Here is a 19,292-nt window from a genome sequence, read left to right on the forward strand (position 1 = left end):
CGGAGCGACTTAATTAGGTTAGCCTTACCTAATTTGAGAGGAGTTCCGTGCTGACCTGGGATGAGCTCCACACCGCGCTGGCCGAGGTGCTGGGTGAGCGTGCGGAGGCGGACGACAACCTCATCGAGCTCGGGATGGACTCCATCCGGCTCATGCAGCTGACCGGCGGGCTCCGCCGCCGCGGCATCGAGATCCGCTTCGCGGAGCTGGCCGAACGCCCCACCCTCGCGCAGTGGTGGGAGCTGCTCGCCGAGAAGGGCCAGGTCGAAGCCTCGGCGGGGCCCGCACCCGATGCCCGACCGGACGGCGCCGAACCGGACGGCCCGTTCCCGCTGGCGCTGATGCAGCACGCCTACTGGATCGGCAGGGACTCCGGACAGTCGCTCGGCTCGGTCGCCGCGCACCTCTACGTCGAGCTGGACGGCCGGGCGATCGATCCGGCCCGCTTCGAGGACGCCGTGCGCGCGCTGGTGCGGCGCCACCCGATGCTCCGCGCCGCCGTGTCGGACGACGGGACGCAGCGGATCCTGCCGGAACGTCCCGGGCCCGCCGTGACCGTCCACGACCTGTGCTCGTCGGACGACCCGGACGGCGAGCTGGAGAGGATCCGGGACGAGATGTCGGAGCAGCGGCTCCCGATCGAGGACGGCCGCGTCTTCGACACCCGGCTCAGCCTGCTGCCCGCCGGGAGGACCCGCCTTCACCTCGACGTCGACATGGTCGCCGCCGACGCGATGAGCTACCGGGTGATGCTGGCCGACCTCGCCGCCCTGTACGAGGGCGGGACCCTCGCGCCGATCCGTTACGGATACGCCCGCTACCTCGCCGACGACCCGCGGGCCGAGGCCAGGGAACAGGACCGGCGCTGGTGGGCCGGCCGGCTGGCCGACCTCCCGGGCCCGCCCGAGCTGCCGGTCGTGCCGGAGCCGGGGAACCGTGTCGAGCGCAAGCACCATTGGCTGTCGCCGGGCGGCAAGGACCGCTTCATCGCCCGCGCCCACGCCGAGGGCGTGACCCCGGCCATGGCCCTGGCGGCGGTGTTCGCCGAGGTCATCGGGGCCTGGTCGGCGACGCCGCACTTCCTGCTGAACCTGCCGCTGTTCCACCGCGAGCCCGTCCACCCGGACGTGGACTCGGTGGTCGGGGACTTCACCGGGTCGATCATGCTTGAGACCGACCTGACGGAGGGGCTTTCGTTCGTCGACCGCGCCCGCGCTCTGCAGGCGAACCTGCACATGGCCGGTGCGCACAGCGACTACTCCGGGCTGGAGGTGTTGCGGGACCTGTCGAGGCTGCGGGGCGAGCAGGTGCTGGCGCCGATCGTCTACACGAGCGCGCTGAACCTGGGAGAGCTGTTCGGCGACCGCGTCCGAGAGTCGTTCGGCGAACCGGAGTGGATCATCTCGCAGGGGCCGCAGGTCCTGCTCGACGCGCAGGTGACCGAGGTGTCCGGCGGGCTGCTGCTGAACTGGGACGTGCGCCGCCCCGCGTTCCCGGACGGCGTCGCGGAGGCGATGTTCGACGCCTACACGTCCGCGATCACCCGTCTCGGTGCGCCCGGCGCCGACTGGGGCGTGCCGCTCGGCATCGGCGCGACGCCGTCGCAGCTGGGCGTCCGGCACCGGATGAACGCCGGCGAGGCCCCGCCGCCGCGCACCCTGACCGAGGGCTTCTTCGACCACGCCCGGCGGCATCCGGACGCCCCGGCCCTGCACTGGGGCGACGACGGCACCCTGACGTACGGGGAGCTGGCCGACCGTGCCCTGCGGATCGCGTCCGGCCTGGTGGCCGAGGGTGTGCGGCCCGGCGACCGCGTCTCGATCGAGCTTCCCAAAGGCCCGGATCAGGCCGCCGCGGTCCTGGGCGTGCTGGCGGCGGGCGCCGCCTACGTCCCGATCGGAGTGGAGCAGCCGGAGGCCCGGCGGGAGAAGATCCGCGCGAGCGCCGGCGTCGCGGCGTCCCTGGCCGGCCCGCCCGGTGCGGGGGAGCCGTTGGCGGAACCGGTCGCGGTTCGCCCAGGCCAGGTGGCGTACGTGCTGTTCACGTCCGGGTCGACAGGTGAGCCCAAGGGCGTCGAGGTGTCGCACCGCGCGGCGATGAACACCATCCGCGACCTGGTCGAACGGTTCCGGATGGAGGAGGACGACGTCACCTTCGGGGTGTCGGCGCTCGACTTCGACCTGTCGGTCTTCGATCTGTTCGCGGCCTGGCACGCCGGAGGCGCGGTCGTTCTGCCAAGTGAGGACGAGCGCCGCGACGCCGCGCGGTGGAACGAACTGGTGCGGCGCTGGTCGGTGACCGTCCTGAACTGCGTCCCGTCGGTGCTGGAGATGCTGCTGCACGCCGGCCGGGCGGAAAGCCTGCGGCTGGTGCTGCTCGGCGGCGACTGGGTGGGCACCCACCTGCCCGCGCTGCTGCAGGAGCGTGCGCCCGGCTGCCGGTTCGTGGCGCTGGGCGGGACCACGGAGACCGCGATCCACTCCACGGTGCAGGAGGTCGCGGGCGAGGTGCCGTCCGACTGGCACGCCGTCCCATACGGGGTGCCGCTGCGCGGAGTCGCGTGCCGGGTCGTGGACGAGCTGGGCCGCGACCGTCCCGACTGGGTGACGGGCGAACTGTGGATCGGCGGCGCCGGTGTCGCGGACGGCTACGCCGGGGACCCCGAGCGCACCGCCGACCGGTTCGTCCTGCACGAGGGCGTCCGCTGGTATCGGACGGGCGACCTCGCCCGTTATCGCCCGGACGGGACGCTGGAGTTCCTCGGACGCCGCGACCACCAGGTGAAGGTGCGCGGGTTCCGGATCGAGCTGGGCGAAGTCGAGGCCGCACTCCAGGATCATCCCGGTGTGGACCGGGCGGTCGCCCTCCTCGCGAACGGACGGCTGGCCGCCGCCGTCGTGGCGTCCGCCCGCCTGGACCGGGACGCGGCGCTCGCCCGCGTCCGGGACCTCGTGCCGCCGCACATGGTTCCGGAACTGCTCGTCCGGGTGGACGAACTGCCGCTCACCGCGAACGGCAAGGTCGACCGCAAGGCGCTGACCGCGCTGGCGGCCGCCGAGGCCGGTGAGGCGGCCACGGCCTACGTCGAGCCGGAGACGCCACTGGAGAAGGTGCTGGCCCGGATCGTCGCCGAGGTGCTGGGGAGGGAACGCGTCGGCGCGGACGCCGACTTCTTCGCCCTCGGCGGCGACTCCGTCCTCGCCACCACCGTGATCGCGCGGCTGCGCGAGGCCCTCGACACGACCACGCTGCCGGTCCGGGTGCTGTTCGCCGAGCGGACCGTCGCGCGGATCGGCCGCCGCTTCACCGAGCTGGAGGAGACGCCGGGACGCCTGGCGGCCGTCGCCGGCATCTGGCTGGAGGTCGAGGCCATGACCGAGGACGAGCTCACGGCCCGCCTCGGGTAGCCGATCAGCCGGGCTCCGGTTCCGGGCGCAGCGTCGCCGTCCGGAGCCCGGTGAGGGTGAGCGCCAGGGCGAGCGCGAGGACGGCGCTGACCGTCCCGTAGACGACGATGGCGGCACCGGGTGCGAGGAAACGGCCGAGGGCTCCGGCGCCCAGCGAGCCGACGGCCCCGCCGCCGGTCTCCTGGGCCGCCCAGAGCGCGTTGACGCGGCCGAGATGTGAGTCGGGCGTGTGGGACTGGATCAGCCCGTACCGCATGATCTCCTCGATCGACTGCACGAACCCGTACACGAACAGGACGGCCACGGCGAGCGCGGGATGGCGGGCGAGGCCCAGGCAGGCGAGGGCGGCGAAACCGGTGACGGACGCGATGAGCAGCGCCAGACCCGGCGCCCGGGACGATCCGGCCCAGCCGCTGGTCACGGACGCGAGCACCGCGCCGCACGCGGGCGCCGCGAAGAGCAGCCCGACCGTGGTGGCGCCGCCGTCCAGGCTCCGGCTCGCGAACGCGGGCATCAGCACGGGGATGCCGCCCGCGACCATGAACAGCAGGCCGAGGAGCATCAGTGAGCCGACGACGCGATGCGAGACGACGAAGCGGAAGCCGTCCCCGATGGCCTTCAGCGGGTTCGGGTGCGCCTCGTCCCCTGAGGCGGGCTTGAGGGGCGGCAGGCCGGTCAGCAGCCCGATCGTGCCGAGGGTTCCCGCGGCCGCGGCCGCGTAGTTCCAGCCGACCCCGAACGCGGACACGACGACGCCGCCGAGCGCGGGCGAGGCCATGGACCCGAGCCGCACGGTCAGCGCGTTGAGCGCTCCCGCCGCGACGAGCTTGTCCGGCGCGACCAGCGACGGCGTGGCGGCCAGCAGGGCGGTGATGCTGACGCCGGTCATGAGGCCGTCCCATGCCGCGAGCGCGTACAGGACGGCGAGTGACGGTGCGGCCAGGAAGGCGTTCAGCGCCAGCAGGGCGAAACCGGCCCCGGCGGCCGCCCGCGCCCGCAGCATGAGCCGCCGCCGGTCGTGCCGATCGGCCAGCACACCGCCCCAGAGGAACCCGGCGAGCAGCGCGAACCCCTCCGCGGCGGAGACCCCGCCCACGTGCACGGTCGACCCGGTCATCTCGTAGACCTGCACCGGAAGGGCCACGGCCAGCATCCCGATGCCGACGACCGAGACGGTGCGGGCGATGAAGACGTTGCGGAACGGCCTGCTGTCGCGCAGCGGGCCGATGTCCATGACCAGACGCCGGAGCATGGTCGGGGTTCTCCTCTGCCGAGGGAGTAGCTAAGGTAAGCCTAGCCTTAGTTGGTCTTGAGAGAAGAGGGCGAACCGGTGCAGCGGACGCTGATGAACGGAAAGATCCACCGTGCGACCGTCACCCAGGCGGACCTGCACTATGTGGGCTCGCTGACGATCGACGCCGACCTCATGGCGGCGGCCGACATCGTGGAGGGCGAACAGGTCCACGTCGTCGACATCACGAACGGGTCCCGGCTCGTCACCTACGCGATCACCGGAGAGGCGGGCAGCGGCGTCATCGGCATCAACGGCGCGGCGGCCCGCCAGGTCCAGCCCGGCGACCTCGTGATCATTATCACGTACGCGTCCGTGGACGACCCGTCGCGGCACGAGCCCCACGTCGTCCACGTGGACACCGCGAACCGCATCGTCGCGCTCGGCTCCGACCCGGCCGAGCCGGTTCCCGGCGCCCCGGCCCAGCTCGCCGGGCGGTGACCCGGCGGATGAGCATGGAGGGCTTCACCCCCTGGCCCACCGACCTCGAAGCGCGCTACCAGGCCGAGGGCTACTGGAGCGACCGGCTCCTGGGCGACGTCCTGCGCGGCGACCCGGGCCACGTCGCCCTGGTCGCCGGCGACGACCGTCTCACCTACGCCGACTTGGACGACCGTGCCGCCCGCACGGCCGCCGGCTTCGTCCGCCTCGGCCTCCGCCGCGGCGACCGGGTCGTCGTCCAGCTCCCGAACACCACGGGATTCGTGGTGGCCTTCCTCGCCCTCGTCCGGATCGGCGCCGCGCCGGTACTGGCGCTTCCCGCGCACCGCGGGAGCGAGATCCGCTACCTGTGCGAGCTGTCCGAAGCCCGCGCCTACATCTGCGCCGACCGCGACGGCGACTTCGACTACCGGGCGATGGCGCGCACCCTCCCCGTCGACCACGTGATCGTGGACGGCGACGCCGAAGAGTTCACCACCCTCGCCTCCGTGGACGCAGACCCGGTCGACGTGCCCGGCCCAGATCCGTCGGATGTGGGCGTCCTCCTCCTCTCCGGAGGCACCACGGGGCTGCCGAAGCTGATCCCCCGGACGCATCGCGACTACGTCTACAACCTGGAGGCCAGCGCCGAGGTCTGCGGCTTCGACCGCGGCACGGTCTACCTGGTCGTCCTCCCGGCCGCCCACAACTTCGCGCTCGCCTGCCCCGGCATCCTCGGCGTCTTCGCCACGGGCGGCACGGTGGTCCTGTCACCCTCCGGCTCGCCGGACGAGGCGTTCCCCCTCATGGAACGCGAGCGCGTGACGGTCTGCGCGGTCGTCCCCCCGATCGCGCTCCTCTGGCTGGACGCCGTCACCTGGTCGGACGAGGACATCTCGTCCCTCCGGCTCCTCCAGGTGGGCGGCGCCAAGTTCGCCGCCGAACGCGCCGCCGAGGTGCCGGGCGTCCTCGGCTGCGCCGTCCAGCAGGTCTTCGGCATGGCGGAGGGCCTCCTCAACTACACCCGCCTGGACGACCCGCGGGACCTCGTGGAACGGACGCAAGGGCGCCCCCTGTCCCCGGCCGACGAGATCCGCGTCGTCGACGAGGACGGCAAGAAGGTCGCCGCGGGCGAAGTGGGGGAACTCCTGACCCGCGGCCCGTACACCCTCCGCGGCTACTACCGCGCCCCCGAACACAACACCCGGTCCTTCACCCCGGACGGCTACTACCGCACCGGCGACCTGGTCCGGCAGCTCCCGTCCGGCCACCTGGTGGTCGAAGGCCGCGAGAAGGACCAGATCAACCGGGGCGGCGACAAGATCTCCGCCGAGGAGCTCGAAAACCACCTGCTGGCCCACCCGGCCGTCCACGACGCCGCCGTGGTCGGCCTCCCCGACCCCGTCATGGGCGAACGGACCTGCGCCTTCCTGATCATCCGGGCGGGCGAGAAGACGCCCGGCCTCCGCGAGATCAAGGACTTCCTCCGCACCCGCGGCGTCGCCGCCTACAAGTACCCCGACCGCCTGGAAACGACCACCGAATTCCCCCGCACCCCAGTAGGGAAAATAAGCAAGAAAGCCCTGGCCGCCCGCCTTCGCTGACGTCCATGGCCGGCCGGTGCGGGAGTCAGGTCGCCGGGGTCGCCTCGGCGCGGGAGAGGGCGAGTTCGAGGACGGCCAGCAGGGCGTCCCGGACCGAGCCCGTCCGCCGCGCGTCGAAGACGATCAGCGGCACGTGCTCGGTGATGTCCAGCGCCCACCGCACCTCGTCCAGGCTGTGCTGGACCTTGCCGTCGAACGCGTTGATCGCGACCACGAACGGGATGTCCTTGTGCTCGAAGTAGTCCACCGCCGCGTAGCAGTCGTCCAGGCGGCGGGTGTCCACGATCACCAGGCCGCCGAGGGCGCCCTCGACCAGGTCGTTCCACATGAACCCGAACCGCTCCTGGCCCGGCGTGCCGAACAGGTACAGCTTCAGCGTCGGGTCGATCGTGATGCAGCCGAAGTCCATGGCGACCGTGGTGGTGGTCTTGCCCGGGGTGTGGCTCAGATCGTCCACGCCCGCCGCGACCTCGGTGATCGAGGCCTCCGTGGTGAGCGGCCGTATCTCGGAGATCGAGCCCACGGCCGTGGTCTTGCCGACCCCGAAGCCGCCGGCGATGACCAGCTTGACCGGGAGCGGCGGCCGTTCGGCCGCCGCGCTGGAGTGTGCCCTGTCAGTCGGGGACGGCACGGAGACCATCGATGATCCTTCGCAGTACGGAGACGTCATGGGTTGCCCTGGCGTTCGGCACGTGGATTTCCAGGTACCCGGCCGCGCACAGGTCCTCGGCCAGGACGCGGACCACGTTGAGGTGCAGGCGCAGCCGGGCGGCGAGTTCCGCCACCGACTGCGGCCACCGGCAGGCGTCGATGATGTCGTGGTGTTCGAAGGTGAGCGAGCCGAGGACGGAGAGCCCGGTCGTGGTGGACACGACCTGGGTCTCCAGCGGAATCGACGGCGCGGCGCCGCCTCCCGACACGCGCCCGGTGGTCAGCAGGAACGGCCTGATCGCGGGGGCACGGCCGGCCGGCTCCGGTGAGACCCGGCCGTCCTCTGCCGCTTCGTGTGGTGGTGGTTCCGGTCCGCCGACGGCCGTCATGATCCCTCCTCCGTGCCCGAATCCGTGACCCTGGCCGCGGGGCGGGTCAGCCGGCCGGCGCCGCGCCGGCGCCGTTCTTCAGCTCCAGCACCAGCTGGGGGGTGAGCGCGGCCCCGGCGCGGTTGGCGAAGAGGGTCATCTCGTAGGCGATGTTGCCCAGCTTCGCCTCCTTCGAGGCCACCACGCCGAGCACGGCGCCGTTGCCGATGGCCGAGGCCAGCAGATGGCCGCCCTCCAGGTCGATGATGACCTTGTTGAGGCCGCCCAGGCCGTAGTTGCCGGAGGCGCCCGCGGCCAGGCTGGTGATGCCGGACACGATCGCGGCGAGCCGCTCGGAATCGGCCTGGGCGCGCAGCTGGGAGACCGCGATCAGCAGGCCGTCGGATGACACCGCGATGGCGTCGACCACTCCGGCGGTCTCGGTGGCGAACTGGTTGAGCAGCCAGGTGAAGTCGGTCGCGGCGGCTCGCAGGTCGGTGGGTTCCGCCCGCTCGGGCATGCCTTCACCTGTCGACATGGTCACTGCCCGACTCCTCCCTGGGTTCCTGGTGTTGCGATGGTGCCGGTTCCGGCTGAGCGAGGGCGCTGTCACGCTCCGCCTGGTGCACGGCCGCCTCGAACTCTTCGAGCTCCGAGCGGACCGCGTCGGCGTCGGCGGGCTGCCGCACGGCGGCGATCCCCCCGTCGGCCGGCGGGCCGGTGGCGGCGAGGGTCGCGCCCCGCACCCGCCGCCGCAGGGGCCGAGGGGACTCTTCTCCGGACGGTTCGCCCGGGGTGGTGGTCTGCACGGCGCCCGGACGGGTCCTGATACGGCGGGGGAGACCGTCCTCCAGCGGTGGGCCCGGCCGTTCGGCGCTGACGGGGCCACGGGGCGGCGCGGACATGGGCGCGGGTGTGACGGGCTTCCGTTCGGCACTCGCGGGGAGCACGGGCACCTGCCCGGCCGGCTTCACGGCCGGGCGCGGCGCCGGGTCCGCGGGGTTCATCGTCAGCAGCAGCGTGGAGGGGATCCAGACGGTGCCGGTGACTCCGCCGCCCGGAGTCCGGCTCAGATTGACCCGAATGCCCCACCGCCGGGCGAGGGTGCCGACCACGAAGAGGCCGAGCACCTTGGTCGGAACGAGGTCGAGCCGCTCCCGGCGGACCAGCCGGGCGTTCTCCTCGGCGAGGCGTTCCGTGCTCATGCCGAGGCCGTGGTCGATGACCTCGACCAGAGCGCCGCCGTCCGCGGTGACCTCGATGCCGGGCCGGACGACCACCTCGACGGGTGCGTGGGACGGGGAGAACGTCACCGCGTTGTCCAGCAGCTCGGCGATCATCAGCGTCATGTCGCCGATGATGTCGGGCGCGATGGTCCCCTCCGTCTCGGACCGCAGGGACACCCGCTGGTATCCCTCGATCTGGCCGAGGGCCGCCCGGATCACGTTGGCTATGGTGGTCGGCCGGGCCTCGACCCCGTCCTCGCGGATCCCGGCGAGCAGCATCAGGCTGTCGGCGTTGCGCTGGAGGCGCACGGCGATGTGGTCGATGCGGTAGAGCCGTTCGAGGACGTCGGGGTCGGTCTCCTCGCGTTCGACGGCGTCGATCAGCATGAGCTGGCGCGAGGTCAGGTTGCTGACCCTGCGCCCGACGTTGCCGAACATCTCGGCCACGTTGCGGCGGCTCAGGACCTGCCGCTCCAGCAGCCGGGCGGCGGTGACCTGCACCTGGTTGAACGCCTCGGCCAGCCTCCCGATCTCGTCGCGGACCGGGACGGGGATCTCCCGCGGCCGCAGCGGGGCGCTGCCGGCGGACTCGTCGTCGGAGATCCGGGCGAGCTCCTCGCCCGCCACGTCGACCACCTGCTGGGCGGTGTCCGTCAGGGTCGCCAGGGGACGCACGACCGAGCGCCGGACCAGGACGCAGAAGGTCAGCCAAGCCGCGAAGCCGAGCAGGGCGAGGCCGAGCAGGGCCGACGCCTTCCGCAGGGCGTTCTCGGAGACGCTGTCGGCCTGCGCGGCGATCTGCCCGATCAGCGACCGCGTGATGCCCAGCCGGGCCTCGGCCTGCCGCGTTCCGGTGGCGATCACCTTGCGCAGCTGCTGCGGCGTCTGGCCCTGCAGGGAACCCGGATCGATCTGGAGCTCCGCGAACTGGGACGCGATGCCGTTCTGCTCGGCACTGCGCCTGATGCCGTCCAGGCGCAGGACCTGGTCCGGAGCGGCGATCCGCCCGAACCGGGCCGACTGGTCGTCGTAGAGCCTGTGGGCGCCGACCGCGCGGGTGAACTCGGTGATGGCGTTGGCGTCCCGGGTCTGGGCGGAGAACACGCTGCTCTCGAAGGCCGCGTGCGCGGCGTCGGCGCGCAGGACCGCGTCGAGCAGCTCGACGGCCGAGGACGACGAGGTGCCGGAGAAGCGGCCGAGCCCGATCCCGTCGATCAGGTAGTCGACCGCGGAGGCGTACGCGGGGTCGATGTTGGCCGCGGGGACGTACTCGCGCGCGAGCTTCTCGCGCAGGATGGCGAGGCCGTCGATGTACTTGAGCGCCTGCGCCTCCTCGTCCGGCAGGCTCGACCCGAACGCGGAACGCACCCTGGCGACCTGGGCGTCGGTGTCCTGCTGCGCCCGGCGGTAGGAGGCGGTCGAGGGCAGGTCGGCTCCGGGACGGGTCGACTCGTACTGCACGGACAGCAGGAGCGCCTGCCAGTGTTCGGCCTGGATGTCATTGATCAGTCCCGCGACCTGCTCGCTGTCGCGCACCAGCTCCGCGATCCGCCCGGCGTCCCGGGCCCGCTGCGCCTGCCCGTAGACGCCGACGCCGAGCAGTGCGCCGACGATCACGATGGGCACGATCACCAGGACGTTGAGCTTCCTCCGGAACGGCCATCGGTCGAGGACCGCGCTCGCCCTCCGGCGCGGCGTCGGATGTTCCTGCCCGGACGGGGGGAGCGCGAGTCGCGGCTCCACTGTGCTCGCCGACACCCGGGCCTCCTTCGCTGTGCTCTTGAGCGGCGACCGGGCGTCGTTGTTGCTGGACCGCCGATGACGACCGGAGCGCGGAAGGTGACCCTGTCGCAGCTCGTACCCGAATGCGGGCGAACGGGATCGTGCGCCACGTGTCCGGACCGAGGTTGCAGGCTGCGCAGATTACCGTTTGCGCCGTCCCTCATGTAACTGTTCAGGTGTTCTGCCCCATCAAGAGTTGATTACGAATCCTTCGTGGATTGTCCACCGGCCACGGTTTTCGGCGGTTGGAATGCTCCACCGCCTTGACGATCTGTCGGAGCCCTCGCTTGGATCGTCGGCGTCGCCCAACTCCCCCCAGGCCGCGGCAGCCTCACCCCTCCGAGGAGCCCGAAATGCACCCTGCCCGCAGGGCGGCGCTGACGTCCGCCGCACTCCTGGCCGTGGCCGTCACCGCCGTCGCCGGCTGCGAGAACGGTCCGGACACGACCGCATCGCCCGCCACGGGATCCTCCGAACCGGGCTGCCCCACCGTCCTCGCCAAGGCCAGGCAGGCCCTTGAGAAGGCCGAAGACGTCAACGCCCCTTGGACCGGTCCCACCACCGGGCCCAAAGCCGTCCGCGGCAAGACCCTCGTCTACGTCGCCCAGACCATGACCAACCCCGGCGTCGCCGGTGTCGCCCAGGGCGCCCAGGAAGCCGCGAAGGTGGTCGGCTGGGACCTTCGCACCATCGACGGCCGCGGCACCCCCGCCGGCATCCAGGACGCCTTCAACAAGGCCATCGCCCTCGAACCGGATGGCATCGTCCTCGGCGGCTTCGACCCCCGGTCCACCGCCCCGCAGGTCCGGCGGGCCGGCGCCGTCGGCATCCCGCTGATCGGCTGGCACGCCGTCCCCGGCCCCGGCCCCAGCAAGGACCCGAAGCTCTTCAGCAACATCACCACCAGGGTCGAGGACGTCGCGAAGATCAGCGCCGACTGGATCATCGCCCGCTCCAACGGCCGCGCGGGCGTCGTCCTGTTCACCGACGCCTCGATCCCCTTCGCGAAGAAGAAGTCCGACCTGATCAAAACGGAGCTCGCCACCTGCTCCGACGTGAAGCTGCTGAGCTACGAGCGCATCCCCATCTCCGAATCCAACAGCCGCACCATCCAGGCGGTCCCCTCGCTTCTCTCCCGCTTCGGCGACAAGTGGACCTACTCCGCGGCCATCAACGACCTGTACTTCGGTGACGCCGCCCCCGCCCTGCGCGCCGCGGGCAAGCAGGGCGCCGGCGCCCCCTTCAACATCGGCGCCGGCGACGGCGACCCGTCGGCCTTCCAGCGCATCAACGGCAGGCGATTCCAGGCCGCCACCGTGCCCGAGCCGCTGTCCGAGCAGGGCTGGCAGATCATCGACGAGTTCAACCGCGCCTTCGCGGGCAAGCCCGCCAGCGGCTACGTCGCCCCCGTCCACATCACGACCGCCGCCAACAGCGGCGGCGCCCTGTCCTGGGACGCCGAAGGCTACCGCGCCACCTACCGCAAGATCTGGAACAGGTGAACCCGGTGGTGCGGTGTGTGCCGCACCACCGGGTTCAGTTGTTGCTACTTCCGCAGACCGGTGCTACGCGCGCCGTCCTGCCTCCCGGGCCTCGACCCTGCCGGAGCTCTCGTCGGCGTAGACCGTCAGGTCCTGGACGTGCTCGGCCCCGGCCGTCTCTTCGGCGTCCCTCGCCTCGGCGGACGCCGCCTGGACCCCAGCTTGGTTGGCACCCATGAGATCTCCAGTTCTCCTTTGGCGTGCGCCCAACGCGCACGCTTCACGAGACAGATCGTCCGTAGACGCCCGCTGGTGTCCACCTCCGGGGCGAGGGATTCACGACTTGAAGCGACCGGCACTAGCCGACGGGGCGGCCGGTCCATCGGACCAGGTTTTGGAAGAGTTCTGCCTGCTCGATCGCGTCGTCCAGGGCGTTGTGGGTGTGCGGGCGGTCGGGCAGGAGTTCGGCCGGCATTTGCCGCTTGGTCGAGCGGACGACCTGAACGTTCGCCTTGGTCGCGTACAGGGTCTTGAGGTCCAGGTGGCGGGAGTGCCCGAACGGGGAGCCGGAGTCGGCGAACCGCATCCAGTACCAGTACAGCCACATCCAGTCGAAGCCCAGGGGATAGGCCACCAGTACCGGTGCCGCGCTATCGGACTTGGCGATCTCGTCGACCCACAGGCTCACCGCGTTCATTGCTTCGGCGGGGTCGCGGCCGTCGGCGGCGAGCTTCTCGCGGTCGAGGCCGCTGACCGCCAGTGCCTCGGGGACGTGGTCATCGCTGATCGGTTTCAGTTCGGCGTAGAACGTCCGCTCGGCCGGGTCTGCAGGCGTGAACACGGCCCCGTCGAAGATGCCGCACACGGCCATTCCAAAGCTGAGCATCGAGTACGGGCCGGGGATCGGCCCATCGGCCTCGATATCGGCTGAGATGTAGACCTCACGTCTGGGCACCGTTGCTCCCTGCGCTGACATCTTTCGGCAGTCCGCCGACCTCGTCTGCGGGCCAGTCGCCCCGCCGAGTCGATGACAGCCTTCCACATGTTCGAGGCGCTCTCGGTACCGCTTGTCCGGTGTTACCTCTGTCGTTGGCCCGAAACCGCGGGTTAGCGGAGAGCCAAGAGCCTCAACAGAGCGGGGAGTGATCCCCATGGGTTGGTTCGCAAAGAAGCGGTCACCAGTAACTTGTGCGGGCTCAGCGTCTCGGTCCCGGTCCGGTGGCACAACGATCGGTTACGTTGGGTGAGTGGAGGACAACCCGGAGGTTCAACGGATCGTCGACGTCGCTACCAGGCTGTTCGCCGAGCTCGGCTTCGATGGAACCCCCGCCGAGTTGATCGCCGAAGCAGCCGGTGTCGATGCCGCAACGCTCACTGCACTGACGGGTGGCAAGACCGAGCTGTACAAGGCTGTGATGCTGCGCGTCCATCAGGCCGAAATGGAAGTCGTGGGGGCCGCCCTGGCCTCGATTCCCCACACCCTGCAAGGGCTGACAGAGTTGGCGGACGCCTACCTGGACTTCCATGTCCGCAACCCTCACGCCTCGTTGTTGTGGATGCACCGCTGGATGGGCGACGCTTCGGCCACTGCCGAGTTGGACGTCCGATACCGGGGGCCGATTATCACCATGGTCGCCGATGCGGTCGGATACATGGTGCCGGACGATGTCGATACCGACTTCATCACTTGGACGGTCATTTGGGCAGTCGCGGGTTTCATCACCGGTGGCATGCTGCACAGTGACCACCCACCGAATTGGCCCAATCGAGAGGGGGCCGCCATTGCCCCGGAGGCACTCGAAGAATTCCGCACCAACCTGCACTCCCTCATCCTCCGCATGGTCTCCCCGAAGAACTACCCATGACCTACTGAGTTCCGTTAGTTGTGTGGTGATCGGGTCGGCAGGCACCCGAAGACGCCGTCGTGTGGCGGGCGGGTGGCCAGACTGGTCAGGAATCGAGAAGCGCTGGTCGTGTGGGCGCTCCTAGCCTCATCGGCATGACTTCCATCGAATTCGTCACCCTCGAGGTGGCAGACCTCACGGCCGCCGGCCAGTTCTACGCCACTGCTTTCGGCCTGGGCGCTCAGGTGCGGCTGCGGGCCGCGGAGGCACCGACCACGGGCTTCCGCGGGTTCACGATGTCGCTCACGGTGTCCCAGCCCTCTACCGTCAAGAGTCTCATCGAGACCGCCCTCGATGCCGGCGCGTCGCCGCTGAAGCCGGTCGCGAAGTCGTTCTGGGGCTACGGCGGGGTCGTCCAAGCGCCAGATGGGACGATCTGGAAGGTCGCGACGTCGGCGAAGAAGGACACCGGCCCGGACACCCGGCAGATCGACGAGATGGTGCTCCTCCTGGGAGTCGCGGACGTCGCCGCGAGCAAGCGGTTCTACGTCGACAACGGCCTGACGGTGGCGAAGAGCTTCGGCCGCAAGTACGTGGAGTTCGCCTCCGCGGACGGTCCGGTCAAGATGGCGCTCTACGGGCGCCGGGCCCTTGCCAAGGACGCCGGAGTCTCTCCCGACGGAACCGGATCGCACCGGCTCGTGATCGGCAGCGATGCCGGGCCCCTCACCGACCCGGACGGGTTCGCGTGGGAGAACGCGGCGGCGACCGCATCGCTCTGAGCCCTGCGGCTCGGCACCCCGCCAGGGCCGAGCGCGCACCTGCCTCAGCCGAACATCGATGAAGAGGAGTTCTCGCATGTGTCACCCCTCGTGGGGCCGTGCACGCGCCGAGGCGCAGCGCCGGAGCGACCTGACGCGGCTGCGGCGCGTCCGGGACCGGATGGACCGGGAGTACGCGCAGCCGTTGGACGTCGAGGCGCTCGCCCGCGGCGCGAACATGTCGGCCGGGCACCTCAGCCGCCAGTTCCGGCTCGCCTACGGCGAATCCCCGTACGCGTATCTGATGACGCGGCGCATCGAGCGGGCGATGGCGCTGCTTCGCCGTGGCGACCTCAGCGTCACCGATGTCTGTTTCGCGGTCGGGTGCTCGTCGCTGGGCACGTTCAGCACGCGTTTCACCGAGCTGGTCGGCATGTCGCCGAGTGCCTACCGGGCCTGCACGGCTCGGCAGGCGGTGGAGATGCCGGCGTGCGTGGCCAAACAAGTGACCAGACCGGTCAGGAATCGAGAAGCGCGCGTCGCGGAGCCGCAGCTAGCCTGACCAGCATGGACATCACCATTCACACCAGCTTCCTTCCGCACGACGACCCGGAGGAGTCCCTGGCCTTCTACCGCGACGTCCTCGGCTTCGAGGTCCGCAGTGACGTCGGGCAGGGCAAGATGCGCTGGATCACCGTCGGCCCATCCGGCCAGCCCAGCACGTGCATCCTTCTGGCGCCGCCGTTCGCCGACCCGGGGATCACCGACGAGGAGCGCCGTGTCATCACCGAGATGATGGCCAAGGGAACCTACGGCTGGATCCTGCTGGCCACCACCGATCTCAACGGCACATTCGAGAAGGTGGTGGCCGGCGGAGCCGAGGTCGTTCAGGAGCCGACCGACCAGCCGTACGGCATCCGCGACTGCGCATTCCGTGACCCCGCGGGGAATCTGGTCCGCATCCAGGAAGTGGGCTGAGCCCGCAGGAGCAGCGTGTCGTCGTGGAGCCCGCGGACTTCGCCCGCGCCCTGGCCGCCGATCCGTCCGCCCGTGCCGCTTACGAGAAGGCCGTGACGGCACTGCGGGACACAAGGACGCCACCCCGCGGCCAGTTCTAGATCGCGATGAGGCGGGGGCTCTCGGCGGCAACGGTCGGGTAACGATCTTCGGGTGCACCTGCGCACGGGATCCCGGCTCGATGATCTTTCTCTAGAAGATCATCGAAGGGATGCTTCCATGCGCCGCCTGGTTCGCCTTCTCGCCGCGACGACCCTCACGATCGGGACCCTGGGGGCCGGGACGGCATACGCCGTGTCCCGCCAGGCTCCCGCCGAACGTTCGGCCACCCCGGCAGCCGCGCCCGCCGGCAAGCTGCGCGCCACGCCCCAGCAGGCGTTCGTCGGCAGCCAAGGGCCCGAGCAGCTGAAGGGGCCCAACCTGCAGCCCGTCTGGGACCCGGACGGCACCGACACCTGGGGCGAGGGGACGTACACGGCGATCAGTGCCAAGGGGTTCACCTCCGTGCGGTTCGTGTTGTTCTGGGACGACTTCGAGCCGAGCAAGGGCGTGTGGAACGAGAACGCGTTCACCACACTGACCACCGCGCTGCGCCGCGCCAAGGCCGCCGGCCTGTACGTCGTGTTCGACGGCGTCCACCTGTACGGGCAGCCCGAGGGACAGTCCCGCGTGCCCGAATGGGCGCGGACCGCGGACGGCATGGGCGCGGTGGCCGCCAACGGGCTCGGTTACCTGCAGCAGCTCGCCACCCGCTACGGCGCCAACACCGAGTTCGCCGACACGGTCGCCGCCTACGACCCGGTCAACGAGCCGTACCGCTGGCCCGTGGACCACAGAAGCGTCCTGGCCGACTACACCAAGATCATCAACGCGATCCGTACCAAGGACTCCGCCACGCCCATCATGGTCGAGCCGACCTACGGCGACGCACGGGTACCGGACGCGGATCTCGCGGCGCTCACCCCGACCGATCGCAGCAACCTGATCTGGTCGGTGCACGACTACTACGCGGGCAACGACGGTGTCGGCTACGGCGACGACGACGTGGCCATCAGCCCCAACCCGTCGGACGGCACGACCGGCTACGACCCCGCGGACAAGGCCAACCTCGCCGCCCACCTCCAGGTCCAGTTGGACACGGCGAGCAAGGCCGGCATGCCGCTTTGGATCGGTGAGTTCGGCATCGGTTCCGGCGCGGCCGGCCACGACGGTTACATCAGGGACAAGGTGGCCCTCTACAAGTCCAAGGGGCTCGGCTACGCCTGGTGGGAATACTACGACGACGGCACTTTCAGCATGGTCGATGAGAACGACGCCTGGAACGCCTGGGTGAACCTCCTCCTCTGACCCTGGACGGACGGCACCGAAAGAAGAACCGGCCTCCACCCCATCGCGGGGTGGAGGCCGGGCCGTTGTGGCGTGGTCGAGCCCGGATGCCCGGTCCGCGCGAGACCAGTTCGGGGTGCTCAAGATCAAGCGCGGTCGATGCCGTGCGGGGGATCGGGGCGGTGGTGCGGGCGCTGGGTGGCCTGACGTTGGCGTGAGAGCCGGTCGAAGATCTCCTGGTGGTACCTGTCTTCGAGGGCCTCCTTCCCGGTCGGCACCAGGGCGATGAGCATCAGGGTGATGACGGGGCATCCGCCGATCCAGATGATCAGTGGCCAGGTCAGGGAGAGCACGCCCGCGCCCGCCGGGGTCGGTGCGCTGTGGTCCATCGTGAAGCTGGCGGCCGCCATGCCGGTGTAGTGCATACCGCTGACGGCCAATGCCATGATCGGGATCGCGCCGACCATCGCCAGTTTGCTCCGGACATCGCGGGTCACCCACAGAGCGGCGGTAGCGGCCACGACGGCGATGACCACGGACAGTGCGACGATGCGCATGTCGTAGTGAATCGATCCCTGGACCTGCATCGCCGCCATGCCGGTGTAGTGCATGGCGGCGACGCCGATGCCGGTGAGCAGGCCGGCCAGCAGCAGCGCCGGCAGCTTCGCCCGGCTGTAGCTGACCACGAACATGCCGACCGCGACTATGCCGACTGCCATCAGGAGGCTCAGAGCGGTCAGGGGGATGTTCCAGGTGACATCCGAACCCTCGACGGTGGTGCCCACCATCGCGGTGAAGTGCATGGCCCAGATTCCGGTGCCGCCGATCGACACCGCTGACCAGGCCAGCCACAGGTTGCGGACGGCGCGGGTACCCACCCATGCCCGGCTGGTGCACACCAGGCCGAGTCCGCAGCCGAGACAAGACACCAGATAGGCGAGCAGAGGGGCATACGTCCAGTGCCCCATTCCAGTTTCCATGTGGCCCAAGGCGTGCTCCAAACCCTCTTCTTGAGAAGAGCGGTGCTGTGAACGCAGCCGGTCGGATGGACCATAATCGACTACGTTGAGTAACTGTCAGGGGTCGTGGTTCGCCTCATTGAAGTTGCGCTGACGCTCCGGCCGGAGAGGGTGCCCAAGTCAACACACCATCCGCGGCGATTGCAAGATCATCTCTGTGCATCCGTCATGCACGGTGTGTAGTTACGGACGTTTCATTTCACGGCGAGGCGGCCGGAATCGCGAGGCTCGCAGATGGCCGGAAGCCCTTTGCAGGAAGGCGAAACCGCCCATACGGCCCCACCGCCGCACGCGCGCTGCCGTGCCGCCCCGGGAGGTGTGGTGGCGGCGGTCGGAGTCTCGTCAACACCCAAGAGCCGGCTTCATGGCCATCGGCGATCACCGGCGTGATCCGCGACTCCGCATTGATGCTGGTCATCGCCTAGATGACAGGTCGCATCAAGGGCCGTCCCGCCATGGCTGGCCGCCAGTCGAGCCACAAATCAGGGCGACGACAGGCGAAGAGATGTGTTGCCGAATCGTGCTCTTGGGGGCCGAGCAGGCCAGCCTGGCGGCGGTCGTCGCCTCGTACCGTTCGTGCAAGCGCTGTGTGAGAGGAACGCTTGGCTCGGGAGGCCGCCGAGGTGGGCGGCCTGGACTTCGCCTGGCGGGAAGTGGACCGCCAGGACGGCCAGGGCCTGGTCGTTGACGGTGCCGGTCGTCCTCCGTGGGAGGCCGCCGTCCATCCGGAAGACGGCTTTCTCATCTCCCGCTACGGGCCGGGCCGTGTTCTGCGTGAACTGGCGGATCGGCCGCTACGAGACGGCTTCCAGAGGCGGGTCGCCGCTGCCGCGCCAGGTGGCCGCCAGCTCCTGCACCGGAACGTTGAGCGCCTGGCCGAGGCAGACGATCGTGCCGAACCCGGGGGAGGGCAGGCGCCCGGTCTCGATCTTGCGCAGGGTTTCCGGCGAGATGCCGGCCGCGTGCGCGACTTCCGCGAGATCGCGTCCTGCCCGCGCGTGGCGCAGCAGGGCACCAAGACGCCTGCCGGATTCGATCTGCTCGGGCGTGAGCGGTTGGCGGACCATGTCCACAGGGTAGGGCTGGTATTTCTAT

General features: G+C 70.4%; 18 protein-coding genes. 9 read left to right on the forward strand and 9 right to left on the reverse strand.

The features are described 5' to 3' along the window. Positions 1-47 precede the first annotated feature (47 nt). Positions 48-3,407, forward strand: coding sequence for an amino acid adenylation domain-containing protein (locus ACQPZP_RS19880; RefSeq protein WP_433479087.1), 3,360 nt, complete (start codon positions 48-50; stop codon positions 3,405-3,407). A 4-nt stretch (positions 3,408-3,411) separates the two neighbouring features. Here the strand turns inward: ACQPZP_RS19880 and entS are convergent, their stop codons facing one another. Then, positions 3,412-4,659: an enterobactin transporter EntS gene (gene entS, locus ACQPZP_RS19885; protein WP_433479088.1), complete on the reverse strand. Its 1,248-nt coding sequence runs from the start codon at positions 4,657-4,659 to the stop codon at positions 3,412-3,414. Positions 4,660-4,737: 78 nt separating this feature from the next. On the opposite strand from entS, the gene panD reads away from it, so the two are divergent. Further along, positions 4,738-5,139, forward strand: a complete 402-nt coding sequence (panD, locus tag ACQPZP_RS19890) for an aspartate 1-decarboxylase (protein ID WP_433479642.1) — start codon at positions 4,738-4,740, stop codon at positions 5,137-5,139. A gap of 8 nt (positions 5,140-5,147) precedes the next feature. Further along, positions 5,148-6,722, forward strand: a complete 1,575-nt coding sequence (locus tag ACQPZP_RS19895) for a (2,3-dihydroxybenzoyl)adenylate synthase (RefSeq protein ID WP_433479089.1) — start codon at positions 5,148-5,150, stop codon at positions 6,720-6,722. A 25-nt stretch (positions 6,723-6,747) separates the two neighbouring features. Here ACQPZP_RS19895 and ACQPZP_RS19900 read toward each other — a convergent pair whose 3' ends face one another. The 4 genes from ACQPZP_RS19900 to ACQPZP_RS19915 are packed head-to-tail and all read right to left on the reverse strand — an operon-like array spanning position 6,748 to position 10,725. After that, on the reverse strand, positions 6,748-7,362 hold the full coding sequence (locus ACQPZP_RS19900; RefSeq protein ID WP_433479090.1) for a GTP-binding protein: 615 nt from the start codon (positions 7,360-7,362) through the stop codon (positions 6,748-6,750). Then, complete coding sequence (locus ACQPZP_RS19905) at positions 7,337-7,762, reverse strand: DUF742 domain-containing protein (protein WP_433469305.1); 426 nt, start codon at positions 7,760-7,762, stop codon at positions 7,337-7,339. The genes ACQPZP_RS19900 and ACQPZP_RS19905 overlap by 26 nt, the downstream gene beginning before the upstream one ends. 46 nt (positions 7,763-7,808) lie before the next feature. Continuing rightward, complete coding sequence (locus ACQPZP_RS19910) at positions 7,809-8,279, reverse strand: roadblock/LC7 domain-containing protein (protein ID WP_433479091.1); 471 nt, start codon at positions 8,277-8,279, stop codon at positions 7,809-7,811. Beyond that, the gene (locus ACQPZP_RS19915; RefSeq protein ID WP_433479092.1) at positions 8,266-10,725 is read right to left on the reverse strand and encodes an ATP-binding protein; all 2,460 of its coding nucleotides are present in this window, start codon (positions 10,723-10,725) and stop codon (positions 8,266-8,268) included. The genes ACQPZP_RS19910 and ACQPZP_RS19915 overlap by 14 nt, the downstream gene beginning before the upstream one ends. A 377-nt stretch (positions 10,726-11,102) precedes the next feature. Between ACQPZP_RS19915 and ACQPZP_RS19920 the strand changes: the two genes are divergently transcribed. After that, a complete protein-coding gene (locus ACQPZP_RS19920; RefSeq protein WP_433479093.1) occupies positions 11,103-12,251 on the forward strand; it encodes a substrate-binding domain-containing protein in 1,149 nt (382 codons plus the stop codon). Between the two features lie 63 nt (positions 12,252-12,314). Here ACQPZP_RS19920 and ACQPZP_RS19925 read toward each other — a convergent pair whose 3' ends face one another. Both ACQPZP_RS19925 and ACQPZP_RS19930 read right to left on the reverse strand, forming a co-directional pair. Beyond that, positions 12,315-12,467, reverse strand: a complete 153-nt coding sequence (locus ACQPZP_RS19925; RefSeq protein WP_433479094.1) for a hypothetical protein — start codon at positions 12,465-12,467, stop codon at positions 12,315-12,317. A gap of 121 nt (positions 12,468-12,588) precedes the next feature. Next, positions 12,589-13,185 carry a 3'-5' exoribonuclease domain-containing protein gene (locus tag ACQPZP_RS19930; RefSeq protein WP_433479095.1) on the reverse strand — a complete coding sequence of 199 codons (597 nt, stop codon included), beginning with the start codon at positions 13,183-13,185 and terminating at the stop codon, positions 12,589-12,591. A gap of 292 nt (positions 13,186-13,477) precedes the next feature. On the opposite strand from ACQPZP_RS19930, the gene ACQPZP_RS19935 reads away from it, so the two are divergent. From ACQPZP_RS19935 to ACQPZP_RS19955, 5 genes are all read left to right on the forward strand, one after another. Further along, positions 13,478-14,095 carry a TetR/AcrR family transcriptional regulator gene (locus ACQPZP_RS19935; RefSeq protein ID WP_433479096.1) on the forward strand — a complete coding sequence of 206 codons (618 nt, stop codon included), beginning with the start codon at positions 13,478-13,480 and terminating at the stop codon, positions 14,093-14,095. A gap of 134 nt (positions 14,096-14,229) precedes the next feature. After that, the gene (locus ACQPZP_RS19940; protein WP_433479097.1) at positions 14,230-14,856 is read left to right on the forward strand and encodes a glyoxalase; all 627 of its coding nucleotides are present in this window, start codon (positions 14,230-14,232) and stop codon (positions 14,854-14,856) included. Between the two features lie 76 nt (positions 14,857-14,932). Beyond that, positions 14,933-15,397, forward strand: coding sequence for a helix-turn-helix transcriptional regulator (locus tag ACQPZP_RS19945; protein WP_433479098.1), 465 nt, complete (start codon positions 14,933-14,935; stop codon positions 15,395-15,397). Between the two features lie 5 nt (positions 15,398-15,402). Further along, positions 15,403-15,813: a VOC family protein gene (locus tag ACQPZP_RS19950; protein WP_433479099.1), complete on the forward strand. Its 411-nt coding sequence runs from the start codon at positions 15,403-15,405 to the stop codon at positions 15,811-15,813. Between the two features lie 258 nt (positions 15,814-16,071). Then, positions 16,072-17,199: a glycoside hydrolase family 5 protein gene (locus tag ACQPZP_RS19955; protein ID WP_433479100.1), complete on the forward strand. Its 1,128-nt coding sequence runs from the start codon at positions 16,072-16,074 to the stop codon at positions 17,197-17,199. Positions 17,200-17,324: 125 nt separating this feature from the next. Here ACQPZP_RS19955 and ACQPZP_RS19960 read toward each other — a convergent pair whose 3' ends face one another. Both ACQPZP_RS19960 and ACQPZP_RS19965 read right to left on the reverse strand, forming a co-directional pair. Further along, complete coding sequence (locus ACQPZP_RS19960) at positions 17,325-18,158, reverse strand: MHYT domain-containing protein (protein WP_433479101.1); 834 nt, start codon at positions 18,156-18,158, stop codon at positions 17,325-17,327. Between the two features lie 833 nt (positions 18,159-18,991). Then, positions 18,992-19,264, reverse strand: coding sequence for a helix-turn-helix domain-containing protein (locus ACQPZP_RS19965; RefSeq protein WP_433479102.1), 273 nt, complete (start codon positions 19,262-19,264; stop codon positions 18,992-18,994). Positions 19,265-19,292: the final 28 nt, after the last annotated feature.

This window comes from Spirillospora sp. CA-142024 (assembly GCF_050942325.1).
Classification (GTDB): domain Bacteria; phylum Actinomycetota; class Actinomycetes; order Streptosporangiales; family Streptosporangiaceae; genus Spirillospora.

Bases quoted from the DNA above. Each gene is read 5' to 3' on its own strand.
- ACQPZP_RS19905 (WP_433469305.1), bottom strand. From the start codon at position 7,762: ATGACGGCCGTCGGCGGACCGGAACCACCACCACACGAAGCGGCAGAG.
- ACQPZP_RS19925 (WP_433479094.1), bottom strand. From the start codon at position 12,467: ATGGGTGCCAACCAAGCTGGGGTCCAGGCGGCGTCCGCCGAGGCGAGG.
- ACQPZP_RS19950 (WP_433479099.1), top strand. From the start codon at position 15,403: ATGGACATCACCATTCACACCAGCTTCCTTCCGCACGACGACCCGGAG.
- entS (WP_433479088.1), bottom strand. From the start codon at position 4,659: ATGCTCCGGCGTCTGGTCATGGACATCGGCCCGCTGCGCGACAGCAGG.
- ACQPZP_RS19960 (WP_433479101.1), bottom strand. From the start codon at position 18,158: ATGGAAACTGGAATGGGGCACTGGACGTATGCCCCTCTGCTCGCCTAT.
- ACQPZP_RS19895 (WP_433479089.1), top strand. From the start codon at position 5,148: ATGAGCATGGAGGGCTTCACCCCCTGGCCCACCGACCTCGAAGCGCGC.
- ACQPZP_RS19920 (WP_433479093.1), top strand. From the start codon at position 11,103: ATGCACCCTGCCCGCAGGGCGGCGCTGACGTCCGCCGCACTCCTGGCC.
- ACQPZP_RS19910 (WP_433479091.1), bottom strand. From the start codon at position 8,279: ATGTCGACAGGTGAAGGCATGCCCGAGCGGGCGGAACCCACCGACCTG.
- ACQPZP_RS19965 (WP_433479102.1), bottom strand. From the start codon at position 19,264: ATGGTCCGCCAACCGCTCACGCCCGAGCAGATCGAATCCGGCAGGCGT.
- ACQPZP_RS19945 (WP_433479098.1), top strand. From the start codon at position 14,933: ATGTGTCACCCCTCGTGGGGCCGTGCACGCGCCGAGGCGCAGCGCCGG.
- ACQPZP_RS19955 (WP_433479100.1), top strand. From the start codon at position 16,072: ATGCGCCGCCTGGTTCGCCTTCTCGCCGCGACGACCCTCACGATCGGG.
- ACQPZP_RS19940 (WP_433479097.1), top strand. From the start codon at position 14,230: ATGACTTCCATCGAATTCGTCACCCTCGAGGTGGCAGACCTCACGGCC.
- ACQPZP_RS19900 (WP_433479090.1), bottom strand. From the start codon at position 7,362: ATGGTCTCCGTGCCGTCCCCGACTGACAGGGCACACTCCAGCGCGGCG.